The organism is Achromobacter sp. EG18 (genome assembly GCF_059759395.1).
The window spans coordinates 550,871-576,012 of the sequence record NZ_CM186213.1 but is presented as its reverse complement, the minus strand read 5'-3'; the positions used below and the strand labels follow the sequence as shown (position 1 = coordinate 576,012).

Here is a 25,142-nt window from a genome sequence, read left to right as displayed (position 1 = left end):
ATCCCGCCCGAGAAACAAAGAGGCATATTACGAAAACATCATTCCAGATATGGGACAATAATTCGCCCCGCCATGTGACAGAATTCCTTCCATGAAACGCTTACAAGGCATGGAGCTCTTCGTGGAGGTCGCCAAGACGCACAGTTTTAGCCGTGCGGCGGCTGCCCTGGGAGTGCCCAAATCAACACTGTCTCGCCAGGTGGCCGAACTGGAACGGTCGGTCGGCCTGCGCCTGCTCAGCCGCACCACCCGCAAGGTCGAGCTGACCGACGCCGGCCGGCTGTACTTCGAACGCTGCCAGCGCATCGTGGCCGAGGCCCAGATCGCCCACGAGGAGTTGCAGAAGCTGGTCGACACGCCGTCGGGGCCGCTGCGGGTGAACATGCCGGCGGATTTCGGCACGGACTTCCTGGCTGAATCGTTCATGGAGTTCTCGCGCCGCTATCCCGACGTCACCTTTTTCCTGGACCTGGCCAATCCCGACCACGCGCAGCGCGTGTTCCAGACCAGCGATATTTCCATCGAGATCGGCGAACTGCCCGATTCGACGCAGATCGCAAGGCTGCTGGGCATGCTGCCGGCCCATTTGTACGCCTCGCGCGAATACCTGGAGAAGCACGGGGAGCCGAAGCACCCCAGTGACCTGACCCGCCACGAGTGCATCGAGTTCCGCGCCGAAGGCGCCGGCCGCGTGACCCGCTGGCCGCTCAACAGCGGCGACCAGCACATCCAGTTCACGCCCGGCAACCGCTTTTCCGTCAATGGCGTGGCGATGGCCCGGCGCCTGGCGATGCTGGGCGCGGGGATCACCGTGCTGGTGGGAGGCCAGACGGCCGAGCAGAAATCGGGCCAGCTGCGACGGGTGCTGCCGGACTGGCAACTGGGCCCGTTCCCGGTCTATGCCGTCACGGAAACCCGGTTGTTGCCCGCCAAGACCCGGATCTTCATCGAATTCCTGATGGAGCGCCTGGGCGGCGACGGGCAGGCGAAGGATACCGCGCCCTTCATGAAATGAAGGGCGCTCGGAAACAGACTGAAAAATCTGTACGCGGCCTGCAAGGGCCGGGCCCGCAAGCGTGCGGCGGCATTGCGCCGCCGCGCCCGTCAGAAGCGTTCGTCGTCGCGCAGGTAGCGCCACTGGCCCAGCGGCAGCTCGCCCAGGGCCACGCGGCCGATGCGCACGCGCTTCAGGCCCACCACCTTCAGGCCCACCAGTTCGCACATGCGACGGATCTGGCGTTTCTTTCCTTCGCGCAGCACGAAGCGCAATTGGTCGTGGTTCTGCCAGCGCACCTGGGCCGGCTTGAGCGCCTTGCCATCGAGCGACAGGCCGTGGTTGAGCAGCGCCAGGCCGTTCTCGGACAGGTCGCCCTGCACCCGCACCAGGTATTCCTTGTCGATGCTGGAGTCCTCGCCGATCAGCAGCTTGGCCACGCGGCCGTCCTGCGTCAGCACCAGCAGGCCCTGCGAATCGATGTCCAGCCGCCCGGCCACGGCCAGACCGTCCAGGTGGCCGCGCTCGAAGCGCTGCGGGCTGCGGTCGCCGGCAAAGCGCGAGCGCGCGTCGATCAGCGCGACCGCGGGGGTATAGCCTTTTTCCGCCTGGCCCGAGACGTAGCCGACCGGCTTGTTGATGAGGATGGTGACGCGGGAAGTCTGGCGCGCCTGCGCGGCGCGTTCCAGCGTGATGACCTGGTTGGGGAAGGCGCGCGCGCCCAGTTCGGACACCACTTCGCCGTCGACCCGCACCCAGCCGCGTTCGATATAGCTGTCGGCCTCGCGGCGCGAACAGAGTCCACGCTCGGACATGAGCTTGGAGATTCGTACTTTTTCCATGGGCGGTATTGTATGCGCAGGCCCCGCCGGCGCCCCCGCCTCGGGGCCTGCGCCGGCGCGCCTGCGGCAATCGGCCACAGGGCATCGCGCCCGGACGGCGCGCCGGCCTTGGCATAATACGCAGCCATGATGAATCTAGCCGCAGCACATCACCCTCCCCTCGCCGCGGGCTGGCTGGCCAGCGCGCCGCCCGTCCTGACACTCACGCAGCGCCACTGGCTGTTCCGCCCGGGCGCCCTGACCGCCGGCCTGCGCCAGGTCGGACAGGTGCGCCTGCGGGTGCTGGCCGAATATGCGGACGGCGCCCCCGCCGACGAGGCCCATGCCATGCGTATCGCGCCCGGCGCGCCCGTATGGGTGCGCGAAGTCCTGATGTCGGTCGACGGCATCGACAGCGTGCCGGCGCGCAGCCTGACGCCCTTGCGCGCTTCGCACGGCGCCTGGCAGGGCATGCGGCGGCTGCTGACGCGACCGCTGGCCGACATGCTTTACCACGACAGCACGGTGATCCGCTCGCCTTTCGCCTGTCGCCGCCTTGCCTCGCCGGTGCCGTTCCACGCCACCGCCCTGGGCGCCCTCGCGGCCAATGGCAAGGCGCGCGAGGCTGGCCGCGTGTGGGCGCGGCGCTCGGTATTCTGGCGCCAGGGCCAGCCGCTGCTGGTGGCCGAGTGTTTCCTGCCGGACTTCTGGAAGCTGCTGGCGGGCCGCGCGGCGCCGCCGCTGGTGCCGCACCAGCGCACGCCGCGCTAGGCGCGGCGCAATGCCGCGGGCGCGGCCGCCCGCGCGCCATCCCACGCCTTGCAATCCCGCGCCCTTGCCCCCGGGCCGCCGGTCACGCATGGGCCGGCGCCGGACGCGGCCGCGTGTCCACCGCCAGGCACAGCAAGCCCGTCAGCAACGCCAGGCCAACGTGGCCGATGTACAGCGGGTCGAAATCCGCGTGACTCAGCGCGCCCTTGCCCAGCAGCAGCACCGTCAACGCCACGCCAAGCACCGCGCCGATCTGGCGCGTGGCCTGGTTGACCGCGCTGCCCACCGCATAGTGCTGCGGCGGCAGCCGATTGACCGCCGCGCCAGCCAGCGAGGGCAGCACCATGCCCACGCCCAGCCCGCTCAGCAGCAGGCCCGGCAGCCAATGCGCCAGGTAGGCGGGCTCGGCGCCGGGCACCAGCAGGAACCACAGGCCGCTGGCGGCATAGACCAGCGCGCCGCCCACCAGGAACGGCCGATGCCCCATGCGCGCGGCCAGCTTGCCGGTGATGATCGCGGTCGGCATCACCAGCAGCGGACCCGGCGTGACCGCCAGGCCGGCGCGCGGCAGGCTGTAGTGCCAGACGCCCGTCATGTAGAAGAAGAAAGCGAAGAACATCATCGCGAAGGCAATGCCGAAGCTGAGCGTGGCCAGGTTCACGTAGCGATAGGTGCGATGCTTGAACAGCGCCAGGTCGACCAGCGGATGCGGCGTGCTGCGGGCCCAGCCCACGAAGGCCGCCAGCGACACCAGCCCCACGGCCGCCACCATCCACAGCTCGCCACGGCTCCAGTGCGGCGATTCCGACTGCACGATGGCCAGCGCCAGCGCGCCCACGCCCACCATCAGCAGCGCCATGCCGACGCCATCGACGCGCCGGCGCGCTTCGGGCCGCACCGATTCCAAGAGGCGGGCGGCGCCGAACCACAGCGACAGCGCGCCCAGCGGCAGGTTGATGTAGAAGGCCCAGGGCCAGCCGGCGGCATCGACCACGAACGCGCCCAGGCTGGGGCCGACCGCGGCGGCAAGCGCCGCCACGGCGCCCCACAGGCTCACCGCCACCGAGCGCTGCGCGGCCGGGAACGCCGCCAGCACGATGGACAGCGAGGCCGGCGTCAGCAACGCCGCGCCGACCGCCTGCGCCACGCGCGCCGCGATCAGCCAGCCGACGGTGCCGGCCAGGCCGCAGGCGGCCGAGGCCGCCAGGAACAGCAGCACGCCGATCATGAACATGCGCTTGCGCCCGTGCGTGTCGGCCAGCCCGCCGGACGGGATCAGCATGGCCGCATAGACCACCGTGTAGGCGTTCAGCACCCAGGACATGTCGGCGGCCGAGGCCTCGGGAAAGCCGGCGCGCATGGCGCCGAACGCGGCGTAGAGCATGGTCGCGTCGAGGGAAACCAGGAACACGGCCACGCTGGCGATCCAGAAGATCGGCCAGGGGGATTCGGCCGCGGACGGCGCGGCGGCGGCTTGGTGAGCCGCGGGGGTGGCATTGGAATGCATGTCGATCGGACTCGGAAATGGCGTCGGGAAGGTCGCGAAGGCGTGGCGCCCGCGGTTCATGCCTGCAGGTAGACGGGCGGCTCGGCCGCCAGGCCTTGCTTGACCTGGCGCGTGGCGTCGTCGGCCAGCACTTCCTCGGCGCCAGCTTCCAACGCGTCGAAGGCCTGGCGCACCACCGATTCGGGCGTGCTCTTGGGCGCGTCCAGGCCGCGCGTCAGGTCGGTATCGACAAAGCCCATGTGCAGGCCCAGCACCTGGGTGCCCTGCTCGCGCAGTTCATGGCGCAGGCCGTTGGTCAGGGCCCAGGCGGCCGACTTGCTCATGCCGTACACGCCCAGCAGCGGCCGGTTGATCCAGCTCGCGATCGACAGCACGTTCAGCAGCGCGCCGCCGCCGTTGGCGGCCAGCACCGGCGCGAACGCCTGCGCCACGCGCAGCGGGCCCAGCAGGTTGGTCTCCAGGTGCCGGCGGGCCGACTCGATGCTGTCGCCGGCCAGGAAGCCGCCGGTCGCGGCAATGCCGGCGTTGTTGATGACCAGCGTCACGTCCTTGGCCAGCGCGGCCGCGGCGGCCACGTCCTCGTCGCTGGTGACGTCGAGCTTGATGGCCTGCAGGCCCGGCAGCGAGATGCTGGCCGGATCGCGCGCGCCGGCGTAGACCTTGCGCGCGCCACGGGCCAGCGCCTCGCGGGCGAAGGCCAGGCCGATGCCGCGGTTGGCGCCGGTGATGAGGACGGTAGCGTTCTTCAGTTCCATGATGTCTTTCCTTGGGTGCTGCGTTCTGGCTGTGGCCGGTGACACCGGCCGGTTATATAAATATGATGATCATCATATTTATGGAATGAAGAAAGGCCGCGCAATGCGGCCCGAAAAAGGGGGCTTCAGTGGGCGGCCTGGCGGCCCTCGCTGTCGTATTGGTCGAGAATGGACTGGCGCGCGGCCGCCAACATGGCGTGGCCCTGCGCGTTGTCGCCGAGCGCGCGGGCCAGTTGCATGGCGCCCACCAGGCTGCTGGTGATCGCCATCGCGGCGTGCGGGCCGGCGTCGGCCGGCAGCGCCTGTTGCACCACGCCGACCAGCCCGGTCACCCGGCTGGCCGAGATGTCCCGCACCTCGGGCGACTGGCGCGGCATCTCCGAGGCCAGCGCCGAAATCGGGCAGCCCCCTTCGCAACCGACCAGGTGGCCCTCTGACAGATAGCTCTCGACCAGGGCGCGCAGCGGGCTGGCGCCTTCGGCGCGGCGCCGCGCCATGCCTTGCGCCATGCGGGCGGCGCCATCGCGGCCGGCGCGTTCCATCGCCGCCACCAGCATGGCGTCGCGCGACGGGAAATGCGCATAGAAGCCGCCGTGCGTGAGCCCGGCCTCTTTCATGACGTCCGCCACGCCCACGCCGGCATAGCCTTCCCGGCGAATCGCTCGCGCGGCCGCTTCCACGATGCGGTCATGGGAGAGCTCTTTGCGGGAAGCGGGGCCGGCCATGGTCGGGACTCCTGAATATGATGATCATAATATAAACCCGCCCCGGACGCTTTGCACGCTTTTTTTGTTGCGGCGCACTACAGCGTCGCGATCACCCGCGACAGCAGGCGTTGCGCGCCTCGCGGCCCGAACGAACGGGCATCAAAAGGAGACGGGTTTGGCCATCAGCGCCAGATTTCGGGCTCGATGCTGACTTCGCCCTTGTCGGCCGAGAAATACACCACCCCGTCCGAGATATTGGCATTCAGCTGCATGGTGCGCTCGGCCAGGTTGGCGAGGGCGCGGGTCTGCTCGGATGGCAGGTTGATGACCTTGAGGTTGCGGGTGCGCTCCAGCTTGTTGCGCACGCCGTCCCACCAGATCTTGCTGGCGGAACCGCCGTAGCAGTAGACGATGACCTGCTCGGCGCGGCCGCAGGCGCGCAGGATGCGGCGTTCTTCGGGTTGGCCGACTTCGATCCACAAGGTGATGGCGCCGGTCAGGTCCTTGACCCACAGGTCCGGCTCGTCGGTGTCGCTCAGGCCCTTGGTGAAGGCCAGTTCTTCCTGGGCCTGCAGCGCGTAGGCCACCAGGCGCACCATCATGCGCTCGTCGGTTTCGGAGGGATGGCGGGCGACCGTCAGCGAGTGGCTGCCGTAGTAGTGCCGATCGGTGTCGGCCACGTTGAGGTCGGCCTTGTAGATAGTGGCGCGCAGGGCCATGGCGAGAAAATCCGTTGAATGGGGCGAATGACTGAAGGCCGCCATGATACCGCCTGTGGCGCGGCCGGCCCCGCGCAACGGCCGCCGCCCGCCGCCGATGCGGCGGGCGATCAGGCAGTGGCTCAGTACACGCCGACGGAATGGCGCGCGACGTAGTGCCCTTCCCCGACCCGCACCAGCGGCTCGACCAGCGGATCGTCGCCCAGTTTGCGCATCGGGCTGGGGATTTCGTCGACCAGCAGCGAGCGCTCGCGGTGCCGGCGCTGCGGATCGGCGATCGGCACCGCCGCCATCAGCTTCTTCGTGTAGGGATGCTGCGGGTTCTCGAAGATGGCGCGGCGCGGACCGATCTCGACGATCTGGCCCAGGTACATCACCGCCACGCGGTGGCTGACGCGCTCGACCACCGCCATGTCGTGCGAAATGAACAGGAACGACACGCCCAGCTCGCGCTGCAGGTCCAGCAGCAGGTTGACGATCTGCGCCTGGATCGACACGTCCAGGGCCGACACCGATTCATCGGCGATCACCACCTTGGGGTTCAGCGCCAGGGCGCGCGCGATGCAGATGCGCTGGCGCTGGCCGCCCGAGAACTCGTGCGGATAACGGTCGATCATCTCGGGCGCGAGGCCGCACTTGTCCATCAGCCAGCGCACCCGTTCCTGGGCCTTGGCGCCGCTGGCCACGCGGTGGATCAGCAGGGGTTCCATGATGGAATAGCCGACCGTCATGCGTGGGTCGAGCGAGGCGAACGGATCCTGGAAGATGAACTGGATGTGGCGGCGCAGCGTCTGCATGGCGCTGCCGCGCAGCGCGCCGATGTTCTGGCCGTCGAACTCGATCGTGCCGCTCTTGCTCTTGACCAGTTGCAGCAGCGAACGGCCGGTGGTGGTCTTGCCGCAGCCGGATTCGCCCACCAGCGACAGGGTCTCGCCCGGATACAGGTCGAAGCTGACCTTTTCGACCGCATGCACGCGCTTTTGCACCCGGCCGAAGATGCCGCCGGTGATGTCGAAGCTGGTGGTCAGGTCGCGCACCTTCAGCACCGGGCCGTTGTCGCGGCGCACGGTGGACGGCTGCGCCACCGGGGCGGCGGCCGGCTCGGCCTGGCGCGCGGCCTCCTCGACCTTGAGCAGCGGGAACGGCGCCGGCTCGTCGGTGCCATGCATGGCGCCCAGGCGCGGCACGGCCGACAGCAGCGCGCGGGTGTAGGCATGCCGGGGACGGGCGAAGACGTCGTCGGAACCGCCCTCCTCGACCTTGTCGCCGCGGTACATGACCAGCACGCGGTCGGCCACTTCGGCCACCACGCCCATGTCGTGGGTGATGAAGATGACGCCCATGTCCATTTCTTCCTGCAACTGGCGGATCAGTTGCAGGATCTGGGCCTGGATGGTGACGTCCAGGGCCGTGGTGGGTTCGTCGGCGATCAGCAGCTGCGGCTTGCAGGACAGCGCCATCGCGATCATGACGCGCTGGCGCATGCCGCCGGACAACTGGTGCGGATAGCGGTCGAGAATGGCGCGGGCCTCGGGGATGCGCACGCGTTCGAGCATGCGCAGCGTTTCGGCGCGCGCCGCGGCCGCGTCCAGCCCCTGGTGCAGTTGCAGGGCCTCGGCGATCTGGTTGCCGGCCGTGAAACTGGGGTTGAGCGAGGTCATCGGCTCCTGGAAGATCATGGCCACGTCGGCGCCGCGCACGCGTTGCAGCGTGCTGTCGGGCGCGTTGACCAGGTCCAGCACGTCGCCGTTGCGCCGGCGCAGCAGCATGCCGCCGTTGACGATGCGGCCGCCGCCGTATTCCACCAGGCGCATCAGCGCCAGCGAGGTGACCGATTTGCCCGAGCCGGACTCGCCCACGATCGCCAGGGTTTCGCCGCGGTCGACGTGGAACGACACGTTGCGCACCGCTTCGACGACGCGCTCGGGGGTTTTGAAGCGCACGGTCAGGTCGTTGACCTGGACGACGCGTTTTGGGTCCATGGTTGCCATGATGATTACTTGTCCTGACGGGGATCCAGCGCGTCGCGCAGCCCGTCGCCCAGCAGATTGAAGCCCAGCACCACCAGGAAAATGGCCGATCCGGGGAAGATCGACATCCAGGGCGCCTGGGTCATGAAGTTCTTGGCGGTGTTCAGCATCGAGCCCCACGATGGGTTCGGCGGCTGCAGGCCCAGGCCCAGGAACGACAGGCTGGCCTCGGCGATGATGGCCGTGGCGATGGTAATGGTGGCCTGCACGATCAGCGGCGGCATGACGTTCGGGAAGACGTGGCGGCAGATGATGCGCAGGTCCGAGGCGCCCAGCGCGCGGGCGCTCTGCACGTAGTCCTCGCTCTTGACCGCCAGCACCTGCCCGCGCGTGAGCCGGATGAACTTGGGCGCGGCCGACACGCCGATGGCGATCATGGCGTTGGTCAGGCTGGGGCCGAGGAAGGCGGCCAGCGCGATGGCCAGGATCAGGAACGGGATCGCCAGCAGCGCCTCGGTGGCGCGCGAGACGCAGCTGTCGGTCCAGCCGCCAAAGTAACCGGCGGCCAGCCCGAACGGCACGCCCACCACCAGCGCGATCAGCACCGACACCAGGCCGGCCATGAGCGAGGCGCGGGCGCCATAGACCATGCGGCTGAAGATGTCGCGGCCAAGCTCGTCGGTGCCCAGCCAGTAGGAGGCCGACGGCGCCTTGCGGATGGTGGTGAAGCTGGTCTGGAACGGGTCGTGGTTGGCGACCAGCGGCGCCACCAGCGCCACCAGCACGAAGAACAGCACGATGCCCAGGCCCAGCATGGCGACGTGGTTGCGTTTGAACTTGGCCCAGGCGCGGCTGCGGCTGCGGGGCGGCGTGACGGCGGCGGCCGTTGCGGGAAGTGCGCTCATGCGTGCCTCAGACGGGGATTGACCAGGATGTACAGGATGTCGGCCAGCAGGTTCATCAGGATGAAGCCCACCGCGACGCAGAGCACCACGCCCTGCACCACCGCGTAGTCACGCGTGAAGACGGCGTCGACCACCAGCTTGCCGAAGCCCGGGATGGTGAAGACCTGTTCGGTCAGCACGGCGCCGGCCATCAGTTCCCCGAACAGCAGCGTCACCAGCGTGACGATCGGCATCAGGGCATTGCGCAACGCATGGCGCAGCACCACGCGGCGCGGCGACACGCCCTTGGCGCGCGCGGTGCGCACGTAGTCGGCCGACAGGGCCTCGAGCATGGCCGAGCGGGTGTGGCGCATCAGGTAGGCGGCGATCGCGGTGGACAGCACCAGCGCCGGCATCAGCATGGTCTTGATCGACAGCCAGAAGTCCTCGGTCGGCGACACGTAGCCGGATGCCGGCAGCAGCTTCCACTGCACCGACACCACCATGATCAGGATGATGCCGAGCCAGAAATTGGGTATCGACATGCCGGACAGCGCCGCGATGTTGGCGCCCATCTCGACCGGCTTGCCCTTGCGCACCGCCGCGACGATGCCCATGGGAATGCCGATCAGCAGCGCGAAGAACATCGCCATGGCGGCCAGTTGCAGCGTGACCGGCAGCTTCTGGCCGATCAGGGTGGTCACCGGCACGTCGGTGCGCAGCGACTTGCCCAGGTCGCCCTGCACCACCTGGGTGGCCCAGGCGACGTACTGCACCGGCAGCGGGTCGTTGAGGCGGTATTTTTCGCGCAGGTAGTCCAGCACGGCCGGGTCGCGCTCTTCGCCGGCCATGGTCAGCACCGCGTCACCGGGCAGGATTTTCTGCAGCATGAAGACGATCATCGACACCAGTATCAGGGTCGGTATCGCGACGATCACGCGGCGCAAGATGAGTTTGAGCATGAGGGAAAACCGTAGAACGAAAGCGGCGGACGGAGCCGGCCCGTCAGGGCACGGCGCGCGGCCGCCGCGGGAAACGACCGGCCGCGTTCAGGCAGCCGGCGGGCGCGGCGGCGAACCGCCGCGCCGCGATCACTTCTGCGCGAACGTCACGCCCTTCAGGCGGATCATGCCGTCCGGGTACGGCACGAAGCCCTTGACCTTCTTGGCCAACGCGAACGGCCATGGCTGGTAGTAGTTATACACGCCGGGCAGCTCGTCCTGGATGATCGCCTGCGCCTGGTCGTAGATGGCGCGGCGCTTGGTTTCATCGGGCACCGTGCGGGCCTCGTTGAGCAGCTTGTCGACGTCCGGGTTGCAGTAGTGGCCGTCGTTCAGCGCGCCCTTGCAGGTCACGAAGCTGTGGATGTTGCCGTCCGGATCGACCCGGCCCGACCAGCCCAGCATCACCACCTGGAAGTTGCCGCCCGCGGATTCCTTCTGCAGCGCGGCGTACTCGGTGGGCCGCAGCGACAGGTCGAAGCCGGCCTCGGAGGCCATGGCCTGGACCATCTCGGCCACCGACGAGGTGGTGGTGTTGTTGCCGAACATGACCTCGGCCTTGACGCGCTCGAAGCCGGCCTGCTTGAGCAGCGCGCGAGCCTTGGCCACGTCGCGCTTGGTCACGGGGAACTTGTCGCTGTGGTAGGGGCTGGCGGGCGGGAACGGCTGTTGCGCCGGCTCGAAGATGCCGCCGCCGGCCACTTCGTTGATGGCGTTGCGGTCGATGGCCAGCTGGAATGCCTGGCGCACCAGCTTGTTCTTGAAGGGATTGTCCTCGGCGCGCTTGCCGTTGGCGACGTTGAACATGAACTGCTGGAAGCCCAGGCCGGCCACCGGCGCGAAGGTCAGGCTGGCGTCGCCCTTGACCTGCGCCGCGTCGGACGGGTTCAGGCGCTCGAGCAGGTCCAGGTCGCCGGCGCGCAGGTTCGACAGGCGCACGGTGGTGTCCGGGATCGGCAGGAAGGTGATGCGCTTGAAGGCGTAGTCCTTGGCGTCGTAGTACTGGTCGAATTTCTCCAGCACGACGCGGTCGTTCTGGATGCGCTCGACGAACTTGTACGGACCCGAGCAGATCGGCTTGCGGCCGACCGAGGCCACGTCGGCGTCGGCGAACGACTTGGGCGACAGCATCATGCCGGCGCGGTCGGACAGCTGCGCCAGCAGCGTGGCGTCGGGCTGCTTGAGGGTCAGCACCAGCGTCGCGGCGTCGGGCGCCTCGACTTTCTCGACCGAGGCCAGCTCGCCCTTGCGCAGGCTGTCGGGCAGCGTCATGGCGCGTTCCAGGTTGGCCTTGGCGGCGGCGGCGTCGAACTTGCTGCCGTCATGGAACAGCGCGTCTTCGCGCAGCTTGAAGGTCAGCACCTTGTTGTCCGGGCTGAACGACCACGAGGTGGCCAGTTGCGGCACGAAGTGCAGCTTGGGATCGATGTCCACCAGCTTGTCGCACAGCGAGGTGAAGACGATGCGGCCGACGTAGGTGCGGGCGCGGTGCGGGTCCAGCACGTCCGGATCTTCCTGCAGGCCGATGCGGATGTTCTGGGCGCACGCGGCGCCGGCGGCCAGCGCCAGCACGCTGGCGCCGAAGGTCATGGTCAAGCGTTTCATTGTGTTTATTCCCCTTGTGGCTGCAATGCCCGGCTGCAAGGCCGGGCCGCGATGCGTGACAGCAATGCCCGCGTCAGAAACCCACGGCCTGGCCGTCACGGCGACTGTCGCTGGCGGCGACGTAGCCGAGCTCGTTGTCGCTTTCGGACATGCGCCAGATGAATTGGCCGGCGCCGAAATCCATGTACGGATCGTCCACGGATTTCAAAGCATGCCCCAGGTCTTTCAGGCCCGCAATAGTGGAAGCCTTCATATTGGTCTCGATGTCCAGCGAGAAATCGCGGTTGACCTTCCAGCGCGGCGCGCAGCAGGCGGCCTGCGGGTTCTGGTGGTAGTCGATCATGCGCACCACGGTCTGCAGGTGGCCCTGCGGCTGCATGTCGCCGCCCATCACGCCGAAGCTCATGACCGGCTTGCCGCCGCGCGTCAGGAAGCCCGGGATGATGGTGTGGAACGGCCGCTTGCCACCCTCGACCACGTTGGCCGACTTGGGATCCATCGAGAAGCCGACGCCGCGGTTCTGCAGGCTGATGCCGGTGCCCGGCACCACCACGCCCGAACCGAAGCCCATGTAGTTGGACTGGATGAACGAGATCATCATGCCATTCTCGTCCGCGGCGGTCAGGTAGATGGTGCCGCCGGCGGCCGGACGACCGGCGCTGAAATGGGTGGCCCCGTCCAGGCGGATCAGCTTGGCGCGGCTGTCCAGGTAGTCATCCGACAGCATCTGCTCGGGCGTGACCTCCATCGAGCGCGGGTCGGCCACGTACTTGTAGAGGTCGGCGAAGGCCAGCTTCATGGCCTCGATCTGCACGTGCTGCGACTGCACCGAGTCGACCGGCATGTCGGCGATGTTGAAGCGCTCGACGATGCCCAGCGCGATCAGCGCGGCGATGCCCTGCCCGTTCGGCGGGATCTCGTGCAGCTCGTAGCCGCGATAGGACCGCGAGATCGGCTTGACCCATTCCGGGCGGTAGCCGCGCAGGTCTTCCAGCGTCATGGCGGCGCCGCATTCCTGGCTGAAGGCGGCGATGCGCTCGGCCAGCTCGCCTTCGTAGAAATCACGGCCCTTGGTGGCGGCGATGCGTCGCAGCGTGTAGGCGGCGTCCGGAAAGCGGAAGTGCTCGCCGACCTTGGGCGCGCGGCCCTCGGGCATGAAGGCCTGGGCGTAGCCCGGCTGGCTGCTCAGTTCATTGGCGGCGGCGGCCCATTTGTGCGCCACCACCGGCGGCACGGCGTAGCCGCGCTCGGCGATCTCGATGGCCGGCTCGAACAGTTGTTCGAAGGGCAGCTTGCCGAGCTTTTCGTGCAGCGCGGACCAGCCGGCCACCACGCCCGGCACCGTGACCGCGTCCCAGCCGCGCTTGGGCTGGATCGCCAGGCCGTCGGCGCCGACGCCGTATTTGCGCTTGAAGTATTCGACATTCCAGGCGGCCGGGGCCACGCCCGAGGAATTCAGGCCATGCAGTTCCTTGCCGTCCCAGACGATGGCGAAACAGTCGCCGCCCAGGCCGCAGGAGACCGGCTCGACCAGCACGATGGTGGCGGCCGCGGCGATAGCGGCGTCGACCGCGTTGCCGCCCTTGAGCAGCATGCGCAGGCCGGCCTGGGCGGCCAGCGGGTGCGAAGTCGACACCACATTGCGCGCGAACAGCGGGATGCGGATGGAGGGATACGGGTTGACCCAGTCGAAGGATTTCATGGCGCTTGTCTCATAGAGGTAAGCAGGCGAAGGTACTCCCGTGATCTAATTAAATCAATTTGATTTTTTGTTCGGTAATAAAAGAAATTTTTGTGAATTGATCCCATGAGCACCATCCGATTTCTGCGCACCTTCCTGGCCGTGGCGCACCATGGTTCGTTCTCGGAGGCGGCCGAACAGGTGGCCCTGACGCAGGCCGCCGTCAGCTTCCAGATGCGCTCGCTGGAGGCGGAATTGGGGCGCGAGCTGTTCGACCGCAGCGGGCGGCTGGCCATCCTGAACGCGGCGGGCCGGGAATTGCTGCCGGAAATCAAGCACTTGCTGGATTTATACGACCGCATGCGACTACCGCGCACGGTGCCGGGCGAACTGGCCGGGTCGGTCTCGGTGGGCAGCATCGTGTCCTGCATGGGCACCTTGTCCAAGGTGGTGTCGGGCATGAAGAAGTCGCATCCCAAGCTGGACGTGCGCATCCTGTCGGGCAAGGCCAGCGAGCTGGCCGGCAAGGTCGAGGACGGCGAACTGGACGCGGCCTTCCTGGTGGAGGCCGGCCGCAAGATGGCCAGCACCCGCTGGACCCCGCTGTATGAAGAACCGCTGGTGGTGATCGCCCCGCCCTCGGCCGCCGGGCGCGACGCGCGCCAGGTGCTGGCGGGCAACCCCTTCCTGCGCTTTGACCGCACCCAGCGCACCGGACTGCAGATCGACCGGTTGCTGCGGCGGCTGGCCGTGCCGCTGGAAGAGTTCCTGGAATTGAACGCGATCGAGACCCTGGTCGAGCTGGTGCGCCAGGAGGTTGGCGTGACGCTGCTGCCGCTGATCAACGGCTCGAACTGGAGCGACAGCCCGCAGTTGCGCATCCTGCCCCTGCCCGACGACCTGGGGCCGGCGGCGCGCGCCATCGGCATGCTGGAGCGGCGCGAGCACGCCCGCCAGGGCATCACGACGGCCATCTGCGAAGCCTGCGCCGCGGCCTTTCGGGCGCGTGACGCGCAAGAGCCGGCGCAGGTCCGCCTCTAACGACAACGCCCCGCGTCGTCTCCCGGGCGGAAGCGACACGAGGCGTTGCGCCGGGCGCGGCGGACCTTACTGGCCCATCGCCGGATCGGTGACCGAGGCCTTGCCCGTCTCCACCCGGCCGGCAAAGCGGCGGATGTAGGCCGGGTCCTCGTTCAGGCGCGCCGTGAAGTCGTACCAGTTGCCGCTGGCCTTGAGCGACCACGACTGCTCGACCTGGCTGCCCGCCGGCACCGTGATCGTCCACTTCTCATTGTTGGTGTAGTAGGCGTTCGGCGTGATGACGAAGGTGCAGGGCCTGGTGCCGCTATTGATGAAGCTGGTGTAGACGTCGCCGTTGGCGATGTCGTAGCAGACACGGATTTCCGCGCCCAGCCCTTCGGTGCGGGCCAGCGCCAGGTCGCCGGCGAAATGGCGCAGGTAGCCGTTCGGGCCCATCACCCACAGGTCGTACTTGCCGCCGTCGGCGGCCGCGTCCCAGCTACCTTCCAGCTGCTTGTTGGGCTCGACCGCGTAGCGGCGCGGCAGGCGGTCCAGGTGCAGGCGGTCGTACACGTGGAACACGCCGGCGGCGCTGCCGGTGTTGGCGAACACCAGCCACATGGCGCTGCTGCCGGGCTGGGCGCGGCCGCTGGTATGCATCTCGTAGGGCAAGGCGCGCGACGGACGCACGCCGGTTTCCTGCCTGGGCTTGGCCTGGGTGGTGGTGTCGGGCAGCGGCACCTGGGCCAGCGCCTGCTGGTCGGCGCGGGCCTGGTCCGCCGTGGCCTTGGTCCACATGGTCAGGTCGGGCAACTGCTCGCTGTTGGGCGTGGCGAAGTTGAAGGCCGAGGTCAGGTCGCCCAGCACCGCGCGGCGGTAATCACTGATGTTGGTTTCCTTGACGCCGAAGCGCGCTTCCAGGAAACGCAGCACCGAGGTGTGGTCGAAGGCCTGCGAATTGACCCAGCCGCCGCGGCTCCAGGGCGAGACGACGTACATCGGCACGCGCGGACCGGGGCCGTAGACGCGCTTGTCGGCTGCATCCTGCAGCGACGGCTTGATGTGGCGCTCCAGGTCGGTGTTGATGGTGGATGCCCCCGCCATCGAACCGTCCGGGTTGAGCGACGGCGCGGCCGGCGACGGCACGTGGTCGAAGAAGCCGTCGTTCTCGTCGAAGTTGATCAGCAGCACGGTCTTGCTCCAGACGTCCGGATTGGCCGTCAGGGCGTTGAGCGTTTCCTGGATGTACCAGGCGCCCTGCACCGGGCTCGACGGGCCGGGGTGCTCGGAATAGTTGGCCGGCGCCACGATCCAGGACACCTGCGGCAACGAGCCGTTCAGCACGTCGTCGCGGAACGACTGCAGCAGGCCGTTGTCGCCGGCCATGGTGTTGGCCACGCCCTTGTACAGCGGATTGCCGCTGTCGGCCGCGGGCGTCCAGGCGGGCGGATTGGGGTTGCTGGCGGTCGGGTCGTTGCCGGACAGCTCATAGGCCTTGCGGAACTGGCGGAAGCCCGCCAGCGGGTTGTCGGTGAAGTTGTCGGGCAGGTTCTGGTAGACCTTCCAGCTGACGCCGTTCTCCTGCAGCTTCTCGGGATAGGTCTTCCAGGTCCAGCCGATGGTCGAGGCGCCCAGGCCGTCCCACTGGTTGCGGGTCGAAGGGCCGTTGCCCTGCGCCAGCGGATCGTTGGTGCCGGTCCAGTGGAACAGGCGGTTGGTGTTGGTGCCGCCGTGCGAGGAGCAATGGTAGGCGTCGCACAGAGTGAAGGCCTCGGCCAGCGCGAACTGGAACGGCAGCTCCTGGCGGGTGTAGTAGCCCATCGACTGGTTCTGCTTATAGCGCGGCCATTGGTACAGGCGCCCGCCGTCCCAGGCGTTCTGCGCATCCGGGTAGTCGTGCGGCGTGCCGGACACGCGCTGGGCGTTGCCCTTGGTGCTGTCCAGGTGGTACGGCAGCACCACGCGGGTGCCGTTGGTCTGTTCCCAGACCGAGCGGTTCTGCGGCAGCGGCACGGTGATGCGGTCGCCGAAACCGCGCACGCCCTTGAACGTGCCGAAGTACATGTCGAACGAGCGGTTTTCCTGCATCAGGATGACCACGTGCTCGACGTCGTTGATGGTGCCGGTGCGGTTGTTGGCGGGAATCGCCAGCGCGCGGCGGATGGCGGGCGGGAACATCGACAAGGCGGTCAGGCCGGCGGTCGAGGCAGCGGCGTTGCGCAGGAAGCGGCGCTTGCCGGCGTGGATCGGGTCTTTGGCGGACGTCACGGATACTATTCCTTGGATTCTGGAGAAGGCGCGGCGTCAGGGCGCGCAACGCAACTGGGGCTTGGCCGGCTGGGTCGGCGTTTCGGGCTGGTTGCCGGGGTTGCCGGCATCGTCGTCGTCATCCTTGTCGCCGCCGCAGGCGGTCAGGACGGCGGTCACCATCAGGGCGGCGCCCATGCGCAGGCAGGCGCGCAGGATCGGGTTGGCGGTATTCATGGGGTGTCTATCCTCGGACATCAGGGAATCAATTCGGAAACGGACTTGCCGGACATGGCCAGCGACTTGACCTCGGCTTCGGTCAGGGCGCGCGACCAGAAGGCCAGGTCGTCGAAATACATGGTGTAGGGCCCCTTGGTGCCGGCGCAGCACACGCCGTAGGTGCCCTTGCCGTCTTCGTTCAGTCCCAGGTGCGGACCGAACAGGCCGGCGATCTGGGCGAAGTTGACGGTGCCGGTGGAGATCGAGCGGCTGAACCAGCCCATTTCGGTGTCGTAGACGTAGGCGGCCATGGTCTTGGCGGTCTTGTTGACGACCATCGCCACGTAGACCGGCTTGTTGGCCGTGAACTTGACGCCGTTGATGTCCACGCGGCTGCCGCCGGCCAGGTTGAAGCGCAGCTCGGGGCCGGCCCACTGGGCGATGGTGATGCCCGGGTTGCCGCCGGAGTTGTAGTCCTTGTTGCCCAGGATGGAGCGGTCGTTGGCGGTGCCGTCGGACTGGTACCAAAAGCCGATGGTGAACGCCTGGACGCTGTCGAGCAGGCCCGCCGGGTAGTCCAGCTTGAAGGCGCCGATGGGATCGCCGCTGCGCTCGTTGCGGAACATCTTGCCGAACACGCCCTTGTCGGCGAACGCCGGCGCCTGCACGCCGTCATAGGGCGTGATCACGCCGCCGCCGGCGGCCTTGTCGGTCAGGTTGCCTTCGAACGGGAACAGCATCGTCAGGCCGGAACTCAGCGACGGCAGCAGCGGCACCGGCGCGGTGTAGACCACCGTGGCGCGCACCGCCGTGACGGCGCCGCCCACCGCGATGGCGTAGTTCAGCTCGTGCACGCCTTCGGTGGTGAAGGTGAAGCCGGTGTCGACGTAGTCCGTGGCGGTGCCCGGCAGGCGCGCGATTTCCTTGGCGTCGCGCGTGATCACGATCTCGCCCGTGGGCGTGCCCACGCGGCTCCAGCTGAGCGACACGCTCTTGTTGTCCATCGAGGTGCGGCTGGCGCCGCGGCGCAGCGCCACCGCTTCGAACAGCGAGGTTCCGGCCATGTCGTACTGGCCCGGGGCCGGCAGCGCGCCCAGGTGCGCCAGCAGCGTCGGCGCCGCGTCGGCCGCGCTCGGCAGGCCGTACCACGCGGTGTCCCAGACGCCGTCGACCGCGGCATCGTCGGCGCTGCCGCCGAGCAACGGCGCGCGGTTCAGCGCCAGCAACGTGGTCTTGTTCAGCGACAGCGGCAGGCCGTCGCTGCCGCCGGTGCGATCCAGGCCGTGGCTGGAAGCCACCACCACCAGCCAGTTCTCATCCGGATGGGCGGCGCGGCGGTCCGCGACCTGCTTGAGCAAGGCGCCGATGGCGCTGTCGGCCTGCCGCAGGGTGGCGCGATAGCCCTCGCCGAAACCGGCGCTGGCGGCCGCGCGCTCGGCGGCGCCGAACTGCGCCACCACCACGTCATAGCCTTCGGTGATGCGGTCGCGCGCCTGGCTGGCGACGCAATCGTCGACGCCGGCACAATCGGTCAGGCTTTGCAGGTAGCCGGCATCGCGATCGCCGCCCACCAGGCCCGCCAGCAGCGACGAATTGAAGGCCGCCGCGGCGCGCGTGGCCGGCCTGGCGGCCTTGATGCGCTGGAACAGCGTGGCCGACTTGGGCGCCTGGCCCGGCGCGTTGCTGCGCACGCCGTGCTGGTCGGCCCATTGGCCGGTCAGCAGCGTGGCCCAGCCCGGCGCCAGCAGCGTCGGTTGCTGCGTCACGCCGCCAATGACCCCGCCGGTCCAGGAACGGGTCGCCGTCAACTGGGCCAGGTTGGGCAGGGACTTGTCCGTCATGCCCTGGCGGTAGGCATCGTAAGTGATGCCATCCATGCCGATGAACAGCACCTTGGCGTTCGCGCCGCTGCCCGGTTGCACGGTCGGCGGCGCCGCCGTGTCGTCGTCCTTGTCGTCGTCGCCGCCACAGCCGGCCAGCGCGCCCAGGGCCGCCAGCGCAGCGCACCAGCGCTTCCACTTCAATAACTGCATGCTCTTTCCCTTTCGAAACCCGCTTTGTGGGTGGCCCACATAGTGGCGACGCAAGGTGAAAGACCCATGAAGCGAAGAAAGGAATCGTTGATCGATGGATCAGTTTTTTTCTGCAGCGCTACAGACCGCAACAGGAAGGTGCCTGCCTGCGCCTGGCCGAAGCGCCCGATGCGGCGCGCCATCGCGCGGTTGTCATGATCGGCTGCTAGAGTCGGGCGCATTCCCGCCGTACCGCCATCGCCCGACCATGCCCCTGTCTTTGCGCCCGTCCCTGCCCGCCGCCCCCGCCGCGTTCCGTGTCCTCGCCATCCTGGCACTGGCCGCCGGCCTGGGGGTGTGGGGCGCGATACTGTTGGCGCCCGCGCCGGCCGCCCTGCCCGCCGCGGTCTCGGCGCCCGCCCCGCGCGCCGCCGACAACACGCCGGTGGCGCTGTGGTTCGGCCGCGATGAAGCGCTGCGCACGCAGATCAGCGTGCTGGGCGTGATCGCGGCCGGCCCCGACGGCGCCGCGGTCTTCAGCGTCGACGGGGGCCCGCCGCTGGCCTGGCGCGTCGGCGACGAGGTCGCGCCCGGCATCGTGCTCAAGGACATCGGCGCCGACGCCGTCACCGTCGAGCAAGGCGGCCGCGCCAGCCGCCTGGCCACGCCGGCCTCGCCCGCGCCCGATGGCGGCATCGCGCGCGCCGCGCCGTGAGCCGCGCGCCTCATATTGCTGTCATATTTCATGTCCACAATCGCACGCTTCTCACTGAAATACCGGAGTCGTGAAGTGCGCCAGTCATCGCGTGGGCTCGCCCGCCAGCAGGGTTTCACCCTGATCGAGATCATGGTGGTCATCGTGATCATGGGGATTCTTGCCGCCCTGATCGTGCCGCGCGTGCTCGATCGCCCCGACCAGGCGCGCCAGGTCGCCGCGCGCCAGGACATCGGCGGCATCATGCAGGCGCTCAAGCTGTACCGACTGGACAACGGCCGCTATCCGACCACCGCGCAAGGCCTGCGCGCGCTGGTGGAAAAGCCCGAGGGCGCCTCCAACTGGCGCGGCTACCTGGACAAGCTGCCCAACGACCCCTGGGGCCACCCCTACCAATACCTGAGCCCCGGCGTCAAAGGCGAAATCGACGTGTTCTCGTTCGGCGCCGACAACAAGCCCGGGGGAGAAGGCGGCGATGCCGACATCGGTTCGTGGGAACTCTGAGCGCGGTTTCACGCTAGTCGAAGTCATGGTGGTGCTGGTGATCGTCGCCATCGCCGCCAGCATGGTCAGCCTGTCCGTCGGCAAGGGCGCCGATCCGTTGCGCGACGATGCCCAGCGGCTGCTCGACGCCTTCACCGTGGCCGAAGGCGAGGCCCGCAGCGACGGCCGCGCCCTGCGCTGGTCGCCGGCCAGCGGCGGCTGGTCGTTCGAACGCGCCGGCCGCTCCGATGCGCCGACCGCGCAGGACGACAGGCCCCTGCCCATGGACCGGCTGGAACACGACGCGGCCCTGCGCCCGCAGTCCTGGCGCGCCGGCCAGGTGCAGTGGCGCCTGGATCCCGACCGCCCGCTGGTCTTCAACACCGAATGGGTCGCCGATCCATTCAGCCTGCGGCTGCGCGCGGGCGATTCGCATGTGACGCTGACGCGCGACGCCGCCGGACACTATGACATCCGCTGAATTGCCGCCCCTTCCCGCGCGCCGGCGCGGCCGCCAACGCGGCTTCACCCTGATCGAAGTGCTGGTGGCGCTGGCCATCATCGCCGTGGCGATGGGCGCCGCCCTGCGCGCAACCGGCGTCATGGCGGCCAACAACCGCGCCTTGCAGGACAAGACCCTGGCGCTGCTGGCGGCGCAGAATGCGCTGACCCAGCTGCGCCTGGAACAGACGCTGCCGCGGGCCGGCTCCCAGACCGTGGCCTGCCCGCAAGGCGGCCTGGCGCTGCAATGCGAACTGGTGTTCACCAACTCGCTGAACCGCAGCTTTCGCCAGGTCTCCGTCAAAGTGCGCGACGGCGCCAACGGCGCATCCCTGCTACAGCTGGACGGCCTCCTGTCGAGCCTGCGATGACACCTCGCCGCGTTGCCTCCCACGCCCAGGCCGGCTTCACCCTGATCGAAGTGCTGGTGGCGCTGGCGCTGATGGCGCTGGTCAGCCTGATGGCCTGGCGCGGCCTGGACAGCGTCTCCAGCGCGCGCGACTGGATCGCGCGGCAGGCCGACGACACCGATGCCATCGTCCGCGCGCTCGGCCAGATGGGGCGTGACGTGGAGATGGCCTACAACGGCCCCTCGTTCGCCGCCCCCGGCATCGACGCGCGGGTATTCACGTCCGGCGTGCGCCTGCTGCGCGGCGCGGCCGGCACGCAGATCCTTGAAATCCTGCGCCCCGACCCGGACGGCGACGGCCGCTGGCAACGGGTACAGTGGTCGGTGCGCCAGGACGGCCTGTGGCGCGCCAGCGGCGTGCCGGCCGAACAGGGGCCCCTGCCGCCGGTCAACGAGGGCGTGCTGCTGCTGTCCGGCGTGCGCGCGCTGACGCTGCGCGGCTGGGTGACAGGCACGGGCTGGTTGGACACGCGCGCGCCCTTCCCCGCCACGCCGGCCGGCATCGAGATCACCCTCGAGCGCGGCCCGGCCGGCGACCTGCGGCGCTACAGCCGCATCCTGGAGCTGCCATGAGGCCGTCCCTGCCGCGCGAACGCGGCGCCGCGGTGGTCAGCGCGCTGATCATCGTCGCCATCGTCGCCGCCTTGACCACCAGCCTGTTCCAGCGCCAGACCGCCAGCACCCGGCGCATCGAGAACGAAATGGCGCGCGTCCAGGCGCGCATGCTGCTGGCCGGCGGCATCGACTGGGCGCGCCTGGTGATACGCGACCATGGCCGGCGCGAATCCACCACCCGCGGCGACCAGATCTGGGCCACGCCGGTGCTGGACACCCGTATCGAGCGCCCGGGCGACGATCGCGTGGCGGTGTTCTCCGGCAAGGTGGAGGATGAACAGGGCAAGTACAACCTCGGCAACCTGGCCAGCCACGGCGCGCCCCAGCCCGAGCAGGAAAAGGTGCTGCGGCGCCTGCTGGGCGTGATGGGCCTGCCCGATACGCTCGCCGGCCGCATCATCGACATCATCGCCGCCAGCCAGCCGCCGGCGCCAACCGCCGGCGCGCCCACGCCGGCCCAGGGCGGCCAGACGCCGGACGCGCGCGCGCCGCAACCGCGCGGCATCGACGACGTCGCCGCCCTGCTGGGCCTCGAGCCGGCAGTGCGCGGCGAACTGCGACGCACCATGACGGTGCTGCCGGTCGCCACCAGCGTCAACGTCAATACGGCGCCGCCCGAAGTCATCGCCGCGCTGGTGCCGGGCCTGTCGCTCAGCCAGGCGCGCGCCCTGGCTGGCGAACGGGACCGCGGCAACTGGTTCAACAACAGCGGCGATTTCGCCAACCGGCTCGCCGCCACCGGCGTCAAGACGCCGGCGCCCGCGGTCGCCACCGCCAGCGGCTGGTTCCTGGCCAGCGGCGCAGTGGTCTACGAACGGGCCCGGGTATCGATGCAGGCCTTGATACGCAGCGCCCCGCCCACTGCGCCCGACACCATCTGGACGAGAGAGAACCCTTGAAAAATTCCTTGCGCATCGCGCTGGCCCCGCTCGCCGAACTCGGTCCCGGCTCGCCGCTGCCCTACGCCTGGTTCGACCGCCGCGGGCGCTGCGCGCGCCAGGGCGAATTGACGCTGCAGGCCCTGGGGCAGGCCTACCCCCAGGCCGCCTGTGAAGCCGTGCTGCATCCGAGCGACGTGATCGCCACCACGGTGCAACTTCCCGCCGTCGCCAAGGCGCGCTTGAATGCCGCCGTGCTCGGCGCGCTCGAACCGCTGGTGTTGAGCGACCTGGACGACCTGGCGATCGGCCACGGCCCGCGCGGCGCCGATGGCAATGTGGCATTGGCCTGGGCCCCGCGCGAGCCCGTGCGCCGGGCCTGGAGCCTGCTGCACGCGCAGGGGCTGCGCGCCCACGCCCTGGTCGCGCCCCAGGCGCTGGCGCCGCACGAGGCCACGCCACTGCGCGACCCCGCGGACCCGCGCTGGCTGGCGCCGTCGCCATCCTGGTCGCTGGCCATGCCGCAACTGGCGCCTGCGCGCGTATCGCGCTGGCGCCCTGCCTGGCGCTGGAGCGCGATCGCCGCGGCGGTGTGGATCGGCGGACTGAACCTGCATGCGGCGCAATTGCGCGGCGAGGCCCAGGCCTTGCGCGACGGCATGCGCCGGCAAGTGCTGGCGGCCTTTCCCGAAGTGCCGGTGGTGCTCGACCCCGCCCGGCAGGCGCAACAGGGACTCGAGGCGCTGCAAAGCCGCCGCGGCGGCGCCCATGCCGGCGATTTCCTGCCGCTGGCGCGGGCCGCCGCCAAGACCCTGCCGTTTGCCGCCGACAACGTGGCGCAACTGGGCTACGCCGACCAGGCGCTGACGCTGCAATTGGCCGACAGCGGCGCCCAGGCGCAGCGCGTGGCCGAAACGCCCGCCTTGGTCAAGCAGGCGGCCGCCCAGGGCCTGAAGCTCGAGCGCGGCGACACCGACAACACCTGGCGCATCACGCGCACGCAACCATGAAGCCCATCGAACGCCTGAGCGCCGGCTGGCGCGCCGCCGTCCTTCCCCTGGCCCCCGCCGCCCGGCGCGCGCGCCAACGCTACCAGGCATTGGCCCCGCGCGAGCGGCTGCTGGTCAATGGCGCCGCCGCCCTGCTGGGCGCGGCCCTGGTGTTCACGGTGCTGATCGAACCGGCGCTGGATTCGGTGCGCAAGCTGCGCGACGAACTGCCGCGCCTGCGCGGTCAGGCCGCCATGGTGGCCGACCTGACCACGCAGGCCGCGACGCTGCGCGGCAAACGCACGGGCCCGGCCGCGACCCTGCCGACCGCGGCGGATATCGGCGCCAGCCTGGATCGCGCCGGGTTGCCGGCCGACCATTGGAAAGTGGCGGAGCCCGGTCCGGGCGACAGCATCACCGTGGCCGTGACCGAGATCCCGTCGTCGGCGCTGCTGCGGTGGCTGGAAAACACCGCCGGCGACTGGGGCCTGATGGTCAAGACGGTAGCCCTGACGCGCGCCACCAATGCCAACGGCCGTCCTTTGCCCGGCCTGGTGAACGGCAGCGTGACACTGGCCTTGCCCGGCCCGCAGGCGCGTTCCTGATGCGCCTGCCCCGCCTGTCCAAGCGCGCCGGCCTGGCGCTGGCCTGCGCCGCCAGCGCCCTGGTTTTCGGTAGCGCCGTACTGCCGGCCCGCTGGCTGCTGGCCCTGCAGCCGGACGATGCCCCGCTGGTCCTGGCGGATGCCGCCGGCACCCTCTGGAACGGCGCCGCCTGGATCGCGCTGGGTCCGCCCGGCGCGCGCCGCATGCTGCCGCAACCGCTGCATTGGCAATGGCGCTGGTCGTCGCTGACGCTGGAGCTGTCGCATCCGTGGCTGCAGGGGCCACTACGCGCCGGCCTGGGCTGGGACGGCGTGGCCGTGTCGGCGCAATCGCTGCGGCTGCCGGCCACGGTGTTGCCGGCATTGGGCGCGCCCTGGAATACGCTGGCGCCCGAGGGCACGCTGGAAATCAGCTGGCAGGCATTGCGCCTGGGCGCCGCCCTGCCGCAAGCGCCCCTGGCCGAGTTGCGCTGGCGCGATGCGGCCACCGCCCTGTCGCCGGTGGCGCCCGTGGGCACCTATGTGCTGCGGGTGCGCGGCGACGGCCGCGCCGGCGCCACGCTGGCGCTCAGCACCGACAGCGGCCCGCTGGCGGTCACCGGCCAGGGCAGCCTCAACGCCCGTGGCGTGCGCTTCCAGGGCCAGGCCACCTTTGCCGCCGGCGCCACCGAGGCCGAACGCGGCGCGCTCGACGGCCTCATGTCCGCGCTGGGGCGGCGCAGCGACGACACGGTGGTCTTCGGCACCGGCAAATAGCGCCGGGATAGCCCCGGACGCCGGCCGCCGCGTTGCGCGCCGGCCACGTCGCGCCCAATACCAGACCGATTCACGTGCCGTCGCGCGCTCCCGCCACGGCCCCTCGCGCAGTCCGCGCCACGCCCCGCCTGCCGGCACGCAGCCGGCCCGCGCGGCCATCCCGCGGCCACACCCTAATCTCGGACCGGCTCGCGATTGACGCAAAAATTCATAAAACATAACGTTTTGAATTGTTTTTACCTTCACCGTGTTGCTTCGCTCGCGCCATGCCACATTCCC

Annotated in this window: 26 protein-coding genes; 12 read left to right on the top strand and 14 right to left on the bottom strand. The window is 69.4% G+C overall.

The window, feature by feature from the left end; all coding sequences use genetic code 11:
- The first annotated feature begins 109 nt into the window (after window positions 1-109).
- Window positions 110-1,015 (top strand): LysR family transcriptional regulator, encoded by a 906-nt coding sequence (locus AC6CR5_RS02760; protein WP_026382680.1) that lies wholly within the window; start codon window positions 110-112, stop codon window positions 1,013-1,015.
- 89 nt (window positions 1,016-1,104) lie between these two features.
- Here AC6CR5_RS02760 and AC6CR5_RS02755 read toward each other — a convergent pair whose 3' ends face one another.
- Window positions 1,105-1,836 carry a pseudouridine synthase gene (locus AC6CR5_RS02755; protein WP_006387473.1) on the bottom strand — a complete coding sequence of 244 codons (732 nt, stop codon included), beginning with the start codon at window positions 1,834-1,836 and terminating at the stop codon, window positions 1,105-1,107.
- Between the two features lie 129 nt (window positions 1,837-1,965).
- Here AC6CR5_RS02755 and AC6CR5_RS02750 point away from each other — a divergent pair, with 129 nt between their 5' ends.
- Window positions 1,966-2,586 carry a chorismate--pyruvate lyase family protein gene (locus AC6CR5_RS02750; protein WP_038504796.1) on the top strand — a complete coding sequence of 207 codons (621 nt, stop codon included), beginning with the start codon at window positions 1,966-1,968 and terminating at the stop codon, window positions 2,584-2,586.
- A gap of 82 nt (window positions 2,587-2,668) precedes the next feature.
- Here the strand turns inward: AC6CR5_RS02750 and AC6CR5_RS02745 are convergent, their stop codons facing one another.
- The 9 genes from AC6CR5_RS02745 to ggt all read right to left on the bottom strand — a co-directional run bounded on the left by AC6CR5_RS02745 (window position 2,669) and on the right by ggt (window position 13,436).
- Complete coding sequence (locus tag AC6CR5_RS02745) at window positions 2,669-4,093, bottom strand: DHA2 family efflux MFS transporter permease subunit (protein ID WP_173001192.1); 1,425 nt, start codon at window positions 4,091-4,093, stop codon at window positions 2,669-2,671.
- Between the two features lie 56 nt (window positions 4,094-4,149).
- On the bottom strand, window positions 4,150-4,848 hold the full coding sequence (locus AC6CR5_RS02740) for an SDR family oxidoreductase (protein WP_020927303.1): 699 nt from the start codon (window positions 4,846-4,848) through the stop codon (window positions 4,150-4,152).
- Window positions 4,849-4,973: 125 nt separating this feature from the next.
- Window positions 4,974-5,573 carry a TetR/AcrR family transcriptional regulator gene (locus AC6CR5_RS02735; protein ID WP_024068607.1) on the bottom strand — a complete coding sequence of 200 codons (600 nt, stop codon included), beginning with the start codon at window positions 5,571-5,573 and terminating at the stop codon, window positions 4,974-4,976.
- Between the two features lie 164 nt (window positions 5,574-5,737).
- On the bottom strand, window positions 5,738-6,274 hold the full coding sequence (locus AC6CR5_RS02730) for a YaeQ family protein (RefSeq protein WP_006387468.1): 537 nt from the start codon (window positions 6,272-6,274) through the stop codon (window positions 5,738-5,740).
- 122 nt (window positions 6,275-6,396) lie between these two features.
- Window positions 6,397-8,256: a dipeptide ABC transporter ATP-binding protein gene (locus AC6CR5_RS02725; RefSeq protein ID WP_104414233.1), complete on the bottom strand. Its 1,860-nt coding sequence runs from the start codon at window positions 8,254-8,256 to the stop codon at window positions 6,397-6,399.
- Window positions 8,257-8,270: 14 nt separating this feature from the next.
- Window positions 8,271-9,149 (bottom strand): ABC transporter permease, encoded by an 879-nt coding sequence (locus AC6CR5_RS02720; protein ID WP_241060571.1) that lies wholly within the window; start codon window positions 9,147-9,149, stop codon window positions 8,271-8,273.
- Complete coding sequence (locus tag AC6CR5_RS02715) at window positions 9,146-10,090, bottom strand: ABC transporter permease (protein WP_006387465.1); 945 nt, start codon at window positions 10,088-10,090, stop codon at window positions 9,146-9,148. The genes AC6CR5_RS02720 and AC6CR5_RS02715 overlap by 4 nt, the downstream gene beginning before the upstream one ends.
- 129 nt (window positions 10,091-10,219) lie before the next feature.
- Entirely contained in the window at window positions 10,220-11,734 is a 1,515-nt protein-coding gene (locus AC6CR5_RS02710) for an ABC transporter substrate-binding protein (RefSeq protein WP_006387464.1), read from the bottom strand.
- Window positions 11,735-11,807: 73 nt separating this feature from the next.
- Window positions 11,808-13,436, bottom strand: a complete 1,629-nt coding sequence (ggt, locus tag AC6CR5_RS02705; RefSeq protein WP_006387462.1) for a gamma-glutamyltransferase — start codon at window positions 13,434-13,436, stop codon at window positions 11,808-11,810.
- Between the two features lie 105 nt (window positions 13,437-13,541).
- On the opposite strand from ggt, the gene AC6CR5_RS02700 reads away from it, so the two are divergent.
- Complete coding sequence (locus AC6CR5_RS02700; RefSeq protein WP_006387460.1) at window positions 13,542-14,456, top strand: LysR family transcriptional regulator; 915 nt, start codon at window positions 13,542-13,544, stop codon at window positions 14,454-14,456.
- 66 nt (window positions 14,457-14,522) lie between these two features.
- Here AC6CR5_RS02700 and AC6CR5_RS02695 read toward each other — a convergent pair whose 3' ends face one another.
- The 4 genes from AC6CR5_RS02695 to AC6CR5_RS02680 are packed head-to-tail and all read right to left on the bottom strand — an operon-like array spanning window position 14,523 to window position 19,155.
- Window positions 14,523-16,703: a phosphocholine-specific phospholipase C gene (locus tag AC6CR5_RS02695; RefSeq protein ID WP_047992779.1), complete on the bottom strand. Its 2,181-nt coding sequence runs from the start codon at window positions 16,701-16,703 to the stop codon at window positions 14,523-14,525.
- A gap of 36 nt (window positions 16,704-16,739) precedes the next feature.
- Window positions 16,740-16,919, bottom strand: a complete 180-nt coding sequence (locus AC6CR5_RS02690) for a hypothetical protein (RefSeq protein ID WP_235442379.1) — start codon at window positions 16,917-16,919, stop codon at window positions 16,740-16,742.
- 20 nt (window positions 16,920-16,939) lie between these two features.
- Entirely contained in the window at window positions 16,940-18,934 is a 1,995-nt protein-coding gene (locus tag AC6CR5_RS02685; RefSeq protein WP_153228292.1) for an alkaline phosphatase family protein, read from the bottom strand.
- Window positions 18,922-19,155, bottom strand: a complete 234-nt coding sequence (locus AC6CR5_RS02680; protein ID WP_131728715.1) for a hypothetical protein — start codon at window positions 19,153-19,155, stop codon at window positions 18,922-18,924. The genes AC6CR5_RS02685 and AC6CR5_RS02680 overlap by 13 nt, the downstream gene beginning before the upstream one ends.
- A gap of 26 nt (window positions 19,156-19,181) precedes the next feature.
- Between AC6CR5_RS02680 and AC6CR5_RS02675 the strand changes: the two genes are divergently transcribed.
- The 9 genes from AC6CR5_RS02675 (at window position 19,182) to gspN (ending at window position 24,863) form a co-directional block, all read left to right on the top strand.
- Window positions 19,182-19,628, top strand: a complete 447-nt coding sequence (locus AC6CR5_RS02675; protein ID WP_047992781.1) for a general secretion pathway protein GspC — start codon at window positions 19,182-19,184, stop codon at window positions 19,626-19,628.
- Between the two features lie 75 nt (window positions 19,629-19,703).
- Window positions 19,704-20,132 carry a type II secretion system major pseudopilin GspG gene (gene gspG / locus AC6CR5_RS02670; protein WP_020927290.1) on the top strand — a complete coding sequence of 143 codons (429 nt, stop codon included), beginning with the start codon at window positions 19,704-19,706 and terminating at the stop codon, window positions 20,130-20,132.
- Window positions 20,104-20,592: a type II secretion system minor pseudopilin GspH gene (gene gspH / locus AC6CR5_RS02665; protein WP_006387454.1), complete on the top strand. Its 489-nt coding sequence runs from the start codon at window positions 20,104-20,106 to the stop codon at window positions 20,590-20,592. The genes gspG and gspH overlap by 29 nt, the downstream gene beginning before the upstream one ends.
- Window positions 20,579-20,983 carry a type II secretion system minor pseudopilin GspI gene (gene gspI, locus AC6CR5_RS02660; RefSeq protein ID WP_047992782.1) on the top strand — a complete coding sequence of 135 codons (405 nt, stop codon included), beginning with the start codon at window positions 20,579-20,581 and terminating at the stop codon, window positions 20,981-20,983. Before gspH ends, gspI begins: the two co-directional genes overlap by 14 nt.
- Window positions 20,980-21,594, top strand: coding sequence for a type II secretion system protein GspJ (locus tag AC6CR5_RS02655; protein WP_006387452.1), 615 nt, complete (start codon window positions 20,980-20,982; stop codon window positions 21,592-21,594). Before gspI ends, AC6CR5_RS02655 begins: the two co-directional genes overlap by 4 nt.
- Complete coding sequence (gene gspK, locus AC6CR5_RS02650; protein ID WP_047992783.1) at window positions 21,591-22,535, top strand: type II secretion system minor pseudopilin GspK; 945 nt, start codon at window positions 21,591-21,593, stop codon at window positions 22,533-22,535. The genes AC6CR5_RS02655 and gspK overlap by 4 nt, the downstream gene beginning before the upstream one ends.
- Window positions 22,532-23,524, top strand: coding sequence for a type II secretion system protein GspL (gene gspL / locus AC6CR5_RS02645; protein ID WP_054444251.1), 993 nt, complete (start codon window positions 22,532-22,534; stop codon window positions 23,522-23,524). The genes gspK and gspL overlap by 4 nt, the downstream gene beginning before the upstream one ends.
- On the top strand, window positions 23,521-24,108 hold the full coding sequence (locus tag AC6CR5_RS02640) for a type II secretion system protein M (protein ID WP_047992785.1): 588 nt from the start codon (window positions 23,521-23,523) through the stop codon (window positions 24,106-24,108). Before gspL ends, AC6CR5_RS02640 begins: the two co-directional genes overlap by 4 nt.
- Entirely contained in the window at window positions 24,108-24,863 is a 756-nt protein-coding gene (gene gspN, locus AC6CR5_RS02635) for a type II secretion system protein N (protein WP_024068598.1), read from the top strand. Before AC6CR5_RS02640 ends, gspN begins: the two co-directional genes overlap by 1 nt.
- The last annotated feature ends 279 nt before the right edge of the window (window positions 24,864-25,142 follow it).

What these genes read in the sequence shown, in the direction of transcription:
- AC6CR5_RS02760 (WP_026382680.1), top strand. Translation starts at nt 110, where the DNA reads ATGGAGCTCTTCGTGGAGGTCGCCAAGACGCACAGTTTTAGCCGTGCG.
- AC6CR5_RS02755 (WP_006387473.1), bottom strand. Translation starts at nt 1,836, where the DNA reads ATGGAAAAAGTACGAATCTCCAAGCTCATGTCCGAGCGTGGACTCTGT.
- AC6CR5_RS02750 (WP_038504796.1), top strand. Translation starts at nt 1,966, where the DNA reads ATGAATCTAGCCGCAGCACATCACCCTCCCCTCGCCGCGGGCTGGCTG.
- AC6CR5_RS02745 (WP_173001192.1), bottom strand. Translation starts at nt 4,093, where the DNA reads ATGCATTCCAATGCCACCCCCGCGGCTCACCAAGCCGCCGCCGCGCCG.
- AC6CR5_RS02740 (WP_020927303.1), bottom strand. Translation starts at nt 4,848, where the DNA reads ATGGAACTGAAGAACGCTACCGTCCTCATCACCGGCGCCAACCGCGGC.
- AC6CR5_RS02735 (WP_024068607.1), bottom strand. Translation starts at nt 5,573, where the DNA reads ATGGCCGGCCCCGCTTCCCGCAAAGAGCTCTCCCATGACCGCATCGTG.
- AC6CR5_RS02730 (WP_006387468.1), bottom strand. Translation starts at nt 6,274, where the DNA reads ATGGCCCTGCGCGCCACTATCTACAAGGCCGACCTCAACGTGGCCGAC.
- AC6CR5_RS02725 (WP_104414233.1), bottom strand. Translation starts at nt 8,256, where the DNA reads ATGGACCCAAAACGCGTCGTCCAGGTCAACGACCTGACCGTGCGCTTC.
- AC6CR5_RS02720 (WP_241060571.1), bottom strand. Translation starts at nt 9,149, where the DNA reads ATGAGCGCACTTCCCGCAACGGCCGCCGCCGTCACGCCGCCCCGCAGC.
- AC6CR5_RS02715 (WP_006387465.1), bottom strand. Translation starts at nt 10,090, where the DNA reads ATGCTCAAACTCATCTTGCGCCGCGTGATCGTCGCGATACCGACCCTG.
- AC6CR5_RS02710 (WP_006387464.1), bottom strand. Translation starts at nt 11,734, where the DNA reads ATGAAACGCTTGACCATGACCTTCGGCGCCAGCGTGCTGGCGCTGGCC.
- ggt (WP_006387462.1), bottom strand. Translation starts at nt 13,436, where the DNA reads ATGAAATCCTTCGACTGGGTCAACCCGTATCCCTCCATCCGCATCCCG.
- AC6CR5_RS02700 (WP_006387460.1), top strand. Translation starts at nt 13,542, where the DNA reads ATGAGCACCATCCGATTTCTGCGCACCTTCCTGGCCGTGGCGCACCAT.
- AC6CR5_RS02690 (WP_235442379.1), bottom strand. Translation starts at nt 16,919, where the DNA reads ATGAATACCGCCAACCCGATCCTGCGCGCCTGCCTGCGCATGGGCGCC.
- AC6CR5_RS02685 (WP_153228292.1), bottom strand. Translation starts at nt 18,934, where the DNA reads ATGCAGTTATTGAAGTGGAAGCGCTGGTGCGCTGCGCTGGCGGCCCTG.
- AC6CR5_RS02680 (WP_131728715.1), bottom strand. Translation starts at nt 19,155, where the DNA reads ATGCGCCCGACTCTAGCAGCCGATCATGACAACCGCGCGATGGCGCGC.
- AC6CR5_RS02675 (WP_047992781.1), top strand. Translation starts at nt 19,182, where the DNA reads ATGCCCCTGTCTTTGCGCCCGTCCCTGCCCGCCGCCCCCGCCGCGTTC.
- gspH (WP_006387454.1), top strand. Translation starts at nt 20,104, where the DNA reads ATGCCGACATCGGTTCGTGGGAACTCTGAGCGCGGTTTCACGCTAGTC.
- gspI (WP_047992782.1), top strand. Translation starts at nt 20,579, where the DNA reads ATGACATCCGCTGAATTGCCGCCCCTTCCCGCGCGCCGGCGCGGCCGC.
- AC6CR5_RS02655 (WP_006387452.1), top strand. Translation starts at nt 20,980, where the DNA reads ATGACACCTCGCCGCGTTGCCTCCCACGCCCAGGCCGGCTTCACCCTG.
- gspK (WP_047992783.1), top strand. Translation starts at nt 21,591, where the DNA reads ATGAGGCCGTCCCTGCCGCGCGAACGCGGCGCCGCGGTGGTCAGCGCG.
- AC6CR5_RS02640 (WP_047992785.1), top strand. Translation starts at nt 23,521, where the DNA reads ATGAAGCCCATCGAACGCCTGAGCGCCGGCTGGCGCGCCGCCGTCCTT.
- gspN (WP_024068598.1), top strand. Translation starts at nt 24,108, where the DNA reads ATGCGCCTGCCCCGCCTGTCCAAGCGCGCCGGCCTGGCGCTGGCCTGC.